This is a genomic window from Alkalihalobacillus deserti, from assembly GCF_020734105.1.
In the GTDB taxonomy this organism is placed as follows: domain Bacteria; phylum Bacillota; class Bacilli; order Bacillales; family Bacillaceae_D; genus Halalkalibacter; species Halalkalibacter deserti.
In genome coordinates this window covers 1-12,133 of record NZ_JAJAFR010000027.1, presented here as the reverse complement: position 1 = coordinate 12,133, position 12,133 = coordinate 1, and the positions used below count along the sequence as shown (strand labels likewise).

Sequence of the window (12,133 nt, the reverse complement as noted above, 5' to 3'; positions counted from 1 at the left end):
AAGGAGGTGCTTCCTATGGGTTTAGGAGCAGGTAGTATTGCCATTATCGCACTAGTTGCATTATTAATATTTGGACCAAAGAAACTTCCAGAGCTAGGAAAAGCAGCTGGAAACACATTGCGTGAATTCAAGCATGCAACAAAGGGCTTAGCAGATGATGATGAAGACAAAAAAAAAGAAAATGACAAAGCCTAAGTAGGAAGGGTCTATAAATGGAACAAAGAGACATGTCGGTGATGGAGCATATAGTGGAATTGAGACGAAGAATAGTCATATCGCTCATCTTTTTCACGGTGGCACTAATCGCCGGCTTTTTTTTAGCGAAACCACTTATTATGTATTTACAAAGCACGCCAACGGCACAGGACTTACCAATGAATGCGTTTAAAATGACGGATCCAATCCGAATTTTTATGACATTTGCCGTTTCGATCGGACTTATTTTTACGTTTCCAGTTATCATGTATCAATTATGGGCTTTTATTAGACCGGGTTTGCATGAGAAAGAGCAGAAAGCAACACTCGCTTATATTCCGTTTGCCTTTATTTTATTTATAACAGGTCTTGCCTTTTCCTATTTCATACTATTTCCTTACATTATTCAATTTATGGGAAATTTAGCAGGTAGCTTAGGAATTACCGAACAATATGGGGTAAATGAATACTTCTCTTTTTTATTTCAGATTACACTCCCATTTGGCATCCTTTTTCAGTTGCCAGTTGTCGTGATGTTTCTAACACGATTAGGGATTATCACACCAAGCTTCTTATCTCAGATTCGAAAAATTGCTTACTTTGTGTTATTAGTTCTAGCGGGTTTCATCACACCACCAGAAGTCATCTCTCATTTGATGGTGACAGTGCCTATGTTACTCTTGTACGAATTTAGTATTTGGGTATCGTATCTCACTTATCGTAAAGTACAAAAAGCAGAAAAAGAACGTGAGGCAGGCGTTGATAAGTAAGAATTAACAGGTAGAGATACAAACTTTAAACGGTTTGTATCTCTTTTTTTGGTTTCTTCTATCCTTGAAATGATTGTTATCGGCTCTTTAAAGACAATTAAGGAATACTCGCGTCAACGAGGGGCGAAGGTAGAAGTGGTCATTATGGATATGAGTCCAGTTTTTAAATCAGCTGTACAAAAAGCCTTAGGGAGCCCAGTGGTTGTAGCTGATTCGCTTTCACTTTTGTCGGTACATTTACTGGGTGTTAGATCGCGTATTTGAACAATCTATGTTTGAACGAAAGAAATGTAAACGGATGAGATGTGTCTTTCACAAAAATAGTAAGAAATTGACCGAAGAGGGTCGTTAGTACTTAGAACGATACTTGGCTATGTCAGGGGAATTGAAGAGAGCATATGAACTAAAAGACGACTACAATAAATGATTTTCACTCGCTAAAGAACAAGGGAAAACGCAATGGAATGTGTAAAAGAGGAACTTTGCCGATTCTATCAACGAGTTGAAGAAGAAGAAATAACAGAGTGTCTCCAATCAAAAAAGACGTTTCAAAATTGGCAAAAGAGACTTTGAATAGTTTACCTTTAATTAGCTTTACTTTGATTAAAAAAGAAATCAGCAATTTTTTTATTTCCGATGAGCTAAGGTGGAGGAAAGTTAAGCTTAGTGCTCCACCACAAAGGGCTTAAAGTAAACGCCGAGATGGAAAGTATTGAACTATTTACGGCTAAAATTTTTTTACCTTCAGCATAGTCAAAAGGCTTTCGCAAAAGCTCAACGTTATAAGCTTAGCGACAGACTTTTATTATTCGAGCTTGTTCAAAAAGGGAAGATCGCCCTTTTTGAACAGCTCTATTAGTCCTTTTTCTTTTTCTTTTGATTTTGTAATTGCTTAATGACACGACGTAATCGATAAAAGCGATAAGCAATCATAAAGTCGATGGCTGCAAAAGAGATAATTAAATAGCTCCAAAAATTCCATCCGGAGGTGCTCACGTTTTGAATCGCAAAAAAGATGAGTAACACCCCTATGGAAAAATAAAGGAGAGCCATTGTAATGGGAGATGCTCTCATAATAATCCTCCAAATATGATGATTGATTGTTGTATCTGCTCAAGTTGCTCCAATAAATCCTCGAGTTTATCAGCAAGTAGAACATTTACAATTGCGACAAAAAGATTTAATGCAACATGGGCTATAATTGGTACAAGAATCCTTCCTGTTTTCACGTATAAGAATGCAAAGACGAATCCCATTGCTGTATAAACAAGTAAGTGTGTAAAGTCCATATGAACCGCAGCGAATACTAAGGAACTAGCGAATCCTGCAATCCAGAAACCGAATCTTTTATAGAGTGCTCCGAAAATGACTAAGCGAAACACAATTTCTTCAAGGATCGGGCCTATAACGGAAATAACAAGGATAAAGGCCGGAAAAGCTTTAGCGAATTCTACAATCGTTTCTGTGTTTTCAGAACCTGGTTCGATACCAAGTACAAACATTTCGATCAATGCAGCTACATATTGAGCAGCAAATACAAGAAACACCCCTATAATTGCCCAGCGAACCGCTTCACCTCTTGTTGAACGCCCTGCACGAGCATGTCTGTTTCTTATATCTGGTCTCAGGAGAAAAACAATGATGATTAATGCAATCGTAAAACTGAACATGCTCCAAATTCCAGGGATTCGTTCCAATTCTACACCAAGTGATACTAGAAGAGGCATTCCGGCAATAGCAGACAGTTGCATAAGTGCATATGTAATTAGAATCCACCAATAATGTTTATTCAATGTACAAAGCTCCTTTATTAAAGGTAATGTAAAATTTTCATCAACATATTTTAACATAAGTATTCTAGAAAAGCTGAAGGAAAGCCTTGAATCGGTCTCGAAATAATGAATAGAGTTAATCTTTTTGGGTATGATAAAGAAGGTTTGAACTTGTCTTACTACGTTATGTAACAAATACAGACTTTATGAAATAGTTAAGGCGGAGTTAAGCTTCATATATTGGCGTAACAATTTAATTTCAAGTACCTGTAAAATGTAAACGTTTTTCAGATATAAATTTTTTTTTTACAAAACACTTGCAAATCTATCCAGTTATTATTATTATAAGAAATGTATTAGCACTCGTTAGAGTCGAGTGCTAATAATAAAATGTGTAAAACTTGAAGGAGGGTGTTTTCTTTGTTAAAGCCGTTAGGTGATCGTGTTGTTATTGAATTAGTTGAATCAGAGGAAAAAACTGCAAGCGGGATTGTATTACCAGATTCTGCAAAGGAAAAGCCTCAAGAAGGTAAAGTGGTTGCTGTTGGTTCTGGTCGTGTGACAGAAAATGGCGAGCGCATTGCCCCTGAAGTTAGTGAAGGAAATACAATTATCTTCTCAAAGTATGCAGGTACTGAAGTGAAGTTTGAAGGAAAAGAATATTTAATCTTACGCGAAAGCGATATTCTTGCTGTTATTGCTTAACCAATCTGAGTTTTAGACTCTACATATATTAAAAAAATACTAGGAGGTAATACCATGGCTAAAGATATTAAGTTTAGTGAAGACGCTCGTCGTTCTATGCTTCGTGGTGTAGATGCACTTGCGAACGCTGTGAAAGTTACGCTTGGACCAAAAGGACGTAACGTGGTTCTTGAAAAGAAATTCGGTTCACCATTAATTACAAATGACGGTGTAACGATTGCAAAAGAAATTGAACTTGAAGATGCATTTGAAAACATGGGTGCAAAGCTTGTTGCTGAAGTAGCTAGTAAAACAAATGACATCGCAGGTGACGGTACTACTACTGCAACGGTTCTTGCTCAAGCAATGATTCGTGAAGGTCTTAAGAACGTTACTTCTGGTGCTAACCCAATGGTTATCCGTAAAGGGATCGAAAAAGCAACAGCTGCTGCTGTTGCAGAATTAAGAAACATCTCGAAGCCAATTGAAGGAAAAGCTTCAATTGCACAAGTGGCGGCTATTTCTGCTTCTGACAATGAAGTTGGGGAAATCATTGCTGAGGCAATGGATCGTGTTGGTAATGACGGTGTTATCACAATTGAAGAATCTAAAGGTTTCTCAACAGAGCTTGAAGTTGTAGAAGGTATGCAATTCGACCGTGGGTATTCATCTCCTTATATGGTAACTGACTCAGATAAGATGGAAGCAGTTCTTGAAAACCCTTATATTCTTATCACAGACAAGAAGATTTCTAACATCCAAGAAGTTCTTCCTGTTCTTGAGCAAGTGGTTCAACAAGGTCGTCCAATCCTAATCATCGCTGAAGATGTTGAAGGTGAAGCTCTTGCAACACTTGTTGTAAACAAGTTACGTGGTACATTCAATGCTGTAGCTGTTAAAGCTCCAGGATTTGGTGACCGTCGTAAAGCAATGCTTGAAGATATTGCTACACTTACAGGTGGAGAAGTAATTACAGAAGATTTAGGTCTTGACCTTAAGTCTGCTAATATCTCTCAACTTGGTCGTGCTAGTAAAGTCGTTGTGACAAAAGAAAACACAACAATTGTTGAAGGTTCTGGTGACACGGCTCAAATTTCAGCTCGTGTTAACCAAATTAAAGCTCAACTTGAAGATACAACTTCTGAGTTTGACAAGGAAAAGCTTCAAGAGCGCCTTGCTAAACTAGCTGGTGGTGTTGCGGTTCTTAAAGTTGGTGCGGCTACTGAAACAGAATTAAAAGAGCGTAAACTTCGCATTGAAGATGCCCTAAACTCTACTCGTGCTGCAGTTGAAGAAGGTATCGTAGCTGGTGGTGGTACGGCACTTGTAAACGTACTCAAAGCGGTTCAAGCAGTTCAAGCCGACGGCGACGAAGCAACAGGTGTGAACATTGTCTTGCGTGCTCTTGAAGAGCCAGTTCGTCAAATTGCACACAACGCTGGTCTTGAAGGTTCTGTTATCGTTGAGCGTCTTAAAGGCGAAGCGATTGGCATTGGTTTCAACGCTGCAACTGGCGAGTGGGTAAATATGGTTGAAGCGGGTATCGTTGACCCAACTAAAGTTACACGTTCTGCACTTCAACACGCAGCAAGTGTATCGGCTATGTTCCTAACTACTGAAGCTGTTATCGCTGACAAGCCAGAAGAAAACGCTGGCGGCGGCATGCCTGACATGGGCGGCATGGGCGGAATGGGTGGAATGGGCGGCATGATGTAATCTGCCCCTCAAACCCTTGATATATAAGGATTTGTTAGTAAGGTGAGAGTGGTTTGCTAACATTTTGCTAACATTGAGGATATTAACGGAGGCTTCTCATGAGTTCACTGAACTTTTGAGAGGCTTCTTTTTTCATTTCTTGGGTTACGTGTAGATATACATCTTTTGTTATTTGATCATCGGAATGGCCAAGTCGGTCCATAATTTGTTCAAGCCTTACACCGGCTTCTGCAAGAAGCGATGTGTGTGTATGCCTTAAACTATGAGGTGTTAATTCTCGGTTTAAATTAGCAATGGCAAGTAACCTAGCCATTCGGTTTTGAACGGTCTTGACGACAATAGGATAACCATGCTGTCGTTCCATTTTGGCAAAGATAAAGTCCTTGTTATAGTAATTGTCACCTAATTGCTCGATGACTTTATTTTGAACCTTTTTGTGTTCTTTCAAAGCGTTGATGACATCTTCATCCACAACAATTTTCCGCCTAGACTTTCTGGTTTTCGGTGGGACTAATTGATACTCGACGGTATTATTATTGGAATTGTAATACGTTTTGGTAATACTAATCGTGTTGTTTTTGAAGTCTACATCCTTCCACTTGAGAGCGACTAACTCTCCAACCCTGATTCCAGTATAGGCAAGTATCAAAAACACCAAGTAATCATGTTCAAGTCCATTATTTTTTGCTGTTTCTAACGAGTTCTTCTTTTTCAAGATACTTTGGAACTTCCTCTTCTTCCAACTGTTCAACTGTTTTCTTATCTTTTTTCACATAAGCAAACTCAGTAGGGTCCTTTTTAATTAACTCCAGTTCTAGTGCCTTTCGAAAAATCATCCTCCCTGTTCTATGGATTCCCTCTCTAGTGCTATTAGAATACCCCTGCTCTTTTAAATCGTTTAGAGCATCTTGATACATTTTTCTTGTGATGTCTTTTAATTTTAATTGAGCAAAGTAGGGTAACAATTTTCCGATTTCATGGAGGCGAACTCGAATTGTTCCGGGTTTTACATCTTTTGATTCACTGTAGATGGGAAGCCACTCAATGGCAAATTCACTGAAGGTTTTATCTGTCTCCTCTAAATATGTTCCTTGGTTTACTTCATGAATTAGAGTGGCAGCAGCTTCTTGCTTAGTAGTAAAGCCGCTTTTTACCTTTTGCTTCCTTTTTCCGGTGATTGGATCTATCCAATATCGACTGTGAAAGTCCACTTTGAACCATAAGTGCATTTTTTCCTTTTGCACTTACATCCTCTTCTGTAAAAATGTCCTTTCATTTGTATCCTCTCTTTCATAAAATTATTTTGTTGCTGAAAGTACATTATTGCCAAAATTAGAATAAAAATTCATTTTATTAATCAAGATGATCAGAGCATATGGTTAATGAACTTTACTGCGCAACAAATTATTTCTTTTGTGAAAGAATCTACTTAAAAGTAAAGAAATATAGGTGATTAGTTTCAACAAACGGGCCAGATTGTGAAGCAACTTATATTACGTAGTAGACTGATACTGCGCAATAGATAACTTCTATTTCAAATGACTTAGAAAGAATGTATTTAAAGTAACGAGGTTAATTAATAAGAATCCTTCACACCCTCCACCACTTCATCATATTAAATTATGTTAAATAATTATGAGGGCTGGTGGTATGATGAGTGTTTTGGGGGCTGTTGTTTCTGGAACGATAGCATTTGCGTCAACCAACTTGGATGACATTTTTGTTTTAATTACACTATTTTCTCAACGTAATTCTAAATTTAAAAATCATCATATTGTTGCTGGTCAGTATTTGGGCATAGGTATTCTTACTATGTTTAGTATCATAGCTGCTTACGGTATTTTACTTCTTCCAAAGGTATGGATTGGGTTACTTGGTCTAATACCTATGTATTTCGGAATTAAGATGCTTGTTGAACAATGGAGGAATACAAATTCTACTTCAGGGTAATCTGAGGGACAGGATATACAATTTAATGAACATGATAATAACAAAACCAAGAGGTTTTCATTTCTTTATGGTTTTATTAGTCCATATACAGTGAAAGTAGCAAGTATTACAGTTGCAAATGGGGGAGATAACATTGGAATTTATGTTCCTTTCTTTGCAACGAGCAGTTTAACTCAAATATTAATTATTATCATTGTATTTGTTGTTCTCATCGGAGTTTGGTGTTTTGCTGGATACAAATTAGCTGAAAATTCTTTGGTCAGTAGTGTACTCGAAAGATACGGTCATATTGTTATTCCATTTGTATTTATTGGTTTAGGACTACACATTATTTATTCTAGTGATACATTAAGTTATTTCATTAAAAATTTATTCCTTTAAACAAAAGCATATTGAATAAGTTACACTGTAATTCTTGTTGAACAAAAGTAACCCTTACGTTGTAGAAGAATAGCTAACAAAACGGAGTAATTTGCTGGACAGTCATCCATGTACCGCAAAACAGCTATACACCACATAGAATGAAAATCGTTATTTTCATGTAGTACAACGATACTGTTAACAGATAAGCATCTAAAGGACGATTGCATTTAAAATGATCGTCTTTTCGTATTTGACTCTTACTGCGCAGCAACGAATTTTAAATTTTGTTTAGTGTTATCTTTTAAGATGCTTGGAAGATAATTGCCTTTGGATGAGCACCTATATGTCCTGAATTAACATTATCAACTTAGTGGACGAAGTGCAGGTTCAAGTTCCTAAAGTTATTTACTGAGCATTTAACGCAAATAAGAAAACGATTACTTTAAATGTAATTCTCTCTTTGATGCTATTACCAGTATCGTCTACTTACGAAGCAAATAATCACTGCTCTCGTTAGTGTAGCAAGCATAACCTCACAAAATTGTATAAATATTAGCATATATCCATTTTTTATTGAGTATTAATTCACAATTATTAGTAAGGATACTGCAAAAGGTGAGATATCCTAAATTCACCTGATGAAAATAGTAAGGATGCAAAAAAATCAACTCGTTCTTGAAGGGAATATCAGTAACAAAAATGTTGTAAATTTGTAAAAAATTTTATAAAGTTAACTTTTTATAGGAGGCCTTTGGTAAACTTAAAAAGCTTTATGGAACTATTTATAAATACATAGAGAATAATGGGGGAGAGAAAATTGAAGAAATTTAAGAGACTTGGTATGGTTGGTTTGTTGTCTGTTGCGGTACTTGCAGCATGTTCTACAGATACAACAAAAGAGGCACAGCCTGCCGAATCTGCAGCAACAGAGGAATCTCTAGAAACAGAAGAGGTATCCGCAAAAGATGTAAAGTGGACATACGAAGGGGAAACAGGTACGGAAAACTGGCATACGCTTCATCCGGAATTTGCACCATGTGCAGATGGAAAAGAGCAATCTCCAGTTGATATCGACCTTGCTAAAGTTAAGCTGGATCAGACGTTAGAAGAACTTCAAATCAACTATAGCCCGACACAGTTTACACTGCAAAACAATGGGCATACATTTCAGTTAAATGACCCAACAGGAAGCAATACAATTGTCGTAGAAGGGGAAGAATACAAGCTATTACAAATGCATTTCCACATTCCGAGTGAAAACACAATAAATGGAGAGCATTTTGCAATGGAAGGACATCTTGTTCATATCAATGAAGCTGGAAGCCTTGCTGTTGTTGGTTTTATGATTGAAGCAGGAGTAGAAAATGAGATCTTAAAAGAAGCATGGGCTAATATGCCTACTGAAAAGACACCAGAAGATGTAGAGCTTACAAATCCAATAGATTTACAGAATCTATTACCTGCAAATATGAAGTCATTTAGATTTAGCGGTTCGTTAACGACACCTCCTTGTTCTGAAGGAGTGAGCTGGATTGTACTAGAAAATCCAATTCAATATTCGCAAGAACAAATTGATGCATTTGCAGAAATCTTCCCGCCTCACAACAGCCGTGAAACACAGCCGTTGCATGAAAGAGAAATTCACACACATGATTAAGCAATAAATAACAAAGCACTGTCAGACGTAAAATATTAAACTGACAGTGCTTTTGTTATATAAATAAGATGCAATGAAAGAATTCATTTTTACTGCGCAGCATTCCTGTAGTGCGTTAATTTCGACTTTGAAAAAAATAGAGCCCCTCAGTAAGATAAGAGTATAGACACCAATCTAAAACTCAAAATCTAAGGAGGAGCTCTACTATGAAGTTTAAAATGCAAGACAAACAAAATCAACTAATTGAAAGAATTTCTGATAAACATCTTGTTGTTGGTGTGGATATAGCACAGCATGTTCATGTTGCACGAGTTGTAAATTTCCGTGGTATTGTCGTCGGTGATCCTCTCACTTTTGAAAATAACGAGAAAGGTTTCGCTAGATTAATGGAATGGATTTGTCATTTAAAACTTTCAAAAGGATTAAATACTGAAATAGTTGGGATGGAACCTACCGGACATTACTGGTTGAACCTATCTAAATGGTTATATGATCAAGATATTGATGTAGTAACCGTTAATCCTCACCATGTGAAAAGAAATAAAGAAAATCGTGATAATACCCAATCTAAAAGCGATAAAAAAGATGCCCTTGTGATTGCAGATATGATCAAGAATGGGTATTACTCCTTTATCCGGCCCACTTCTGAAGCTTTTGAAAAGCTTCGAGTGCTAATGGCTAACCGAGATGTAATCGTTAAACGCCTCACCAGTTCTATTAACCAAATAAATCGTTGGGTAGATATTGTCTTCCCTGAACTTCGAGAAGTATTTAAAGATGTAAAAGGAAAAGGGGCAATCGCAACACTTCGGTTATTTCCTACACCTTCAGAACTATGTTCCATGAAAGCACAGGATATAGTGAAAGGTTGGAAAACAGTGATGAAACGTCACGCAGGACTTAAAAAAGCACAATCGCTAATTGACTTAGCAAAAAATTCTGTTGGCAGTAAACAAGCACACGAAGCCTATAAGCTTCATTTAGAACATTTACTTGAAGAATTCGATTTAGCAAAAGTCCAACTCGAAAGAGTAGAAAAAGAAGTCACTTCCGTACTTGATCAAATTACTTTCGCTAAAAAAATAATTGCCATTGAAGGAATTAGTGAAATTTCATTGGCGGGTATTTTAGGAGAAGCTGGTGATTTAAGTGGCTTCGCGCATGGTAATTCTCTATTACAACATGTGGGACTACATCTGGCAGAAGCAAGCTCGGGTAAATGGAAAGGACAAATTGTCGTTTCAAAACGTGGGAGATCTCGACTAAGGCGATTTTTATTTTTAACGACATTAAGCCTTGTGAGCAATAACTCTGATTTCAAGCAGATTCATTTTAATAATGTTAAAGTCAAAAAGATGAAAAAAATGAAATCTATCATGAAACTCGTGGGGAAATTAGCAAGAATATTGGTGGCAATATCTAAAAATCATGAATCATATTGTTCTCAGAAAGTACAACCATTAGCATCTATAGCAGCTTAATTCTAATCGTAAACTAAGTATGGCTTTAAAGTAATTAAAAGTAGTTTAATAATTCTTGAATGTTGGCTTATTCGTAGGATTACAGAGAAAGCGCGGAGTACTGGATACCGTTGTACCTAAGGGCACTGACCCGTTTGCGCAGCAAAACCGGCCTCCACCCCTTGGATAGGCATGACGAAGGAATGAAAGGGCAAATGACCCGTTGAGACATGGGAGGGATAGCCTCCAGGGGCGGCGTGGAGAATGCGTGCAGTATATTATGGAAATAAATGGAGCTACTATTGACTCCTCTATTCCCGCATGCCTTCATGTAGCCTTTATTATCAAAACTCATTCCATTCATCCGGCATTGTTCTTAGAAGTGGTCTGAAATCCTGCGAATAAGCGAGCATTTGTGAGTAAATAGAATCTAACTGAGGGAGTACAACGATACTGGTCAAACAATATCCTTTTAAGAGACGATTGCATTCTAAAGTGATCGTCTTTTCGTATTTGACCCATACTGTGCAGCAAAGATCTTCATTTTTAGAGTGCTTTGTGAAGGTATGCACTTAAATGGTGCAGAATTGTTGAAGAAGGATTATGGTAAAGTGTTTGTAAAACTATTCAATAAGTGGATTTGTTGATGATGGGCATCGTTTATCTTTGTTTTATATAATTAGTGAATTTATTCTTTTTATAGTTCAGTAAATGCCAATAGAAAAATAATTGAATATAGTCCGTATTTCCTATAATATGATTATTTTAATGGTGAATAACCCAATCTTATAGTGAAATATTAGTAAATTTATCAAAAATGATATAATTTTGTATAATAATGTCAGAATATTTGGTATGCTCTGTATATACCTTCTTCATATATCATCAATGGGTTAACATCAAATTACACTTATGTACGAAAAGGCAAAGCCATCGAAAGTTGGTGACGCAAAGCTATAGGGACTAAGTTCATTTTGTGAATATGTCAGCCAGTTTTCGAATATTACTCCTTAAGAATAATGGAAGGAGAGATGTAGTTTGTTTTTTTGTACACAAGATTCTTTAAGAAGTATCAATAGAGATATCTATGTTATTAGAGGTTTAATGTACAATGTCAAGGAACGTCTAGGTAGTTTTGATGACCCACTCGTTATTGAAATTAGTCAATTCTTAGATTTAAAGTTGAATCGAAGAGAAGAACTAATGAATTACGGCAGATGATAGAATGGAGGTAAATCGAAATGACAAAGAAAAAAAAGTTAAATAAGAGAGTTTTAAATATAATAAAATCACATATGGAAAAGGAAGATAACGAACAATTGAAATGGCAAAAATCAGTTATTAAAGAAGAATATACAGGGAAAGATTAGATGGCTTATTTAGTGTAATATGTTGAAGAAGGTTAAAGCAGTTCACTCAAGAGTGGACTGCTTTTTTAGGGTGTGCCCGGCATGTCTAACAGCTAGGTGGTGAAAGTCCACTACAGGCTTGGCAGTGGGAACTGTTAGCGAATGGCAAGGGTGTCTAGGGTGACCTAGAATCTGAAGGAAGCCGGACGCAAAATCT

General features: G+C 36.8%; 12 protein-coding genes, 2 pseudogenes and 1 riboswitch. Of the genes and pseudogenes, 11 read left to right on the top strand and 3 right to left on the bottom strand.

From position 1 onward, the window contains the following. Nucleotides 1–15 precede the first annotated feature (15 nt). From tatAY to LDX58_RS26870, 4 genes are all read left to right on the top strand, one after another. The gene (tatAY, locus tag LDX58_RS23495) at nt 16–195 is read left to right on the top strand and encodes a sec-independent protein translocase protein TatAY (protein ID WP_227939903.1); all 180 of its coding nucleotides are present in this window, start codon (nt 16–18) and stop codon (nt 193–195) included. Between the two features lie 17 nt (nt 196–212). Further along, entirely contained in the window at nt 213–965 is a 753-nt protein-coding gene (gene tatC / locus LDX58_RS23490; RefSeq protein WP_227939901.1) for a twin-arginine translocase subunit TatC, read from the top strand. Between the two features lie 69 nt (nt 966–1,034). Beyond that, nucleotides 1,035–1,229 carry a transposase gene (locus LDX58_RS26875; protein ID WP_372459285.1) on the top strand — a complete coding sequence of 65 codons (195 nt, stop codon included), beginning with the start codon at nt 1,035–1,037 and terminating at the stop codon, nt 1,227–1,229. Continuing rightward, nucleotides 1,174–1,317, top strand: a complete 144-nt coding sequence (locus tag LDX58_RS26870) for a transposase (protein ID WP_372459283.1) — start codon at nt 1,174–1,176, stop codon at nt 1,315–1,317. Before LDX58_RS26875 ends, LDX58_RS26870 begins: the two co-directional genes overlap by 56 nt. A gap of 503 nt (nt 1,318–1,820) precedes the next feature. On the opposite strand, the gene LDX58_RS23480 is transcribed toward LDX58_RS26870, so the two are convergent. Beyond that, nucleotides 1,821–2,039 carry a YdiK family protein gene (locus LDX58_RS23480; RefSeq protein WP_227939899.1) on the bottom strand — a complete coding sequence of 73 codons (219 nt, stop codon included), beginning with the start codon at nt 2,037–2,039 and terminating at the stop codon, nt 1,821–1,823. Next, complete coding sequence (locus tag LDX58_RS23475) at nt 2,036–2,758, bottom strand: CPBP family intramembrane glutamic endopeptidase (RefSeq protein ID WP_227939897.1); 723 nt, start codon at nt 2,756–2,758, stop codon at nt 2,036–2,038. The genes LDX58_RS23480 and LDX58_RS23475 overlap by 4 nt, the downstream gene beginning before the upstream one ends. Before the next feature lie 399 nt (nt 2,759–3,157). Here LDX58_RS23475 and groES point away from each other — a divergent pair, with 399 nt between their 5' ends. Continuing rightward, nucleotides 3,158–3,442, top strand: coding sequence for a co-chaperone GroES (gene groES / locus LDX58_RS23470; RefSeq protein WP_227939895.1), 285 nt, complete (start codon nt 3,158–3,160; stop codon nt 3,440–3,442). Nucleotides 3,443–3,496: 54 nt separating this feature from the next. Continuing rightward, nucleotides 3,497–5,137 (top strand): chaperonin GroEL, encoded by a 1,641-nt coding sequence (groL, locus tag LDX58_RS23465; RefSeq protein ID WP_227939893.1) that lies wholly within the window; start codon nt 3,497–3,499, stop codon nt 5,135–5,137. An 82-nt stretch (nt 5,138–5,219) separates the two neighbouring features. Here the strand turns inward: groL and LDX58_RS23460 are convergent. After that, nucleotides 5,220–6,413 (bottom strand): annotated as a pseudogene (locus tag LDX58_RS23460) (site-specific integrase). 359 nt (nt 6,414–6,772) lie between these two features. Between LDX58_RS23460 and LDX58_RS23455 the strand changes: the two are divergent. The 5 genes and pseudogenes from LDX58_RS23455 (at nt 6,773) to LDX58_RS26200 (ending at nt 11,937) form a co-directional block, all read left to right on the top strand. Next, nucleotides 6,773–7,468: pseudogene (locus LDX58_RS23455) on the top strand (cadmium resistance transporter). 799 nt (nt 7,469–8,267) lie between these two features. Further along, nucleotides 8,268–9,107 carry a carbonic anhydrase gene (locus LDX58_RS23450; protein WP_227939891.1) on the top strand — a complete coding sequence of 280 codons (840 nt, stop codon included), beginning with the start codon at nt 8,268–8,270 and terminating at the stop codon, nt 9,105–9,107. Between the two features lie 206 nt (nt 9,108–9,313). Next, a complete protein-coding gene (locus LDX58_RS23445; protein ID WP_227939889.1) occupies nt 9,314–10,588 on the top strand; it encodes an IS110 family RNA-guided transposase in 1,275 nt (424 codons plus the stop codon). 892 nt (nt 10,589–11,480) lie between these two features. Next, nucleotides 11,481–11,568: riboswitch (cyclic di-GMP riboswitch) on the top strand. A 37-nt stretch (nt 11,569–11,605) separates the two neighbouring features. Beyond that, on the top strand, nt 11,606–11,788 hold the full coding sequence (locus tag LDX58_RS23440; protein ID WP_227939888.1) for a Spo0E family sporulation regulatory protein-aspartic acid phosphatase: 183 nt from the start codon (nt 11,606–11,608) through the stop codon (nt 11,786–11,788). 20 nt (nt 11,789–11,808) lie between these two features. After that, on the top strand, nt 11,809–11,937 hold the full coding sequence (locus tag LDX58_RS26200) for a hypothetical protein (RefSeq protein ID WP_265416818.1): 129 nt from the start codon (nt 11,809–11,811) through the stop codon (nt 11,935–11,937). Nucleotides 11,938–12,133: the final 196 nt, after the last annotated feature.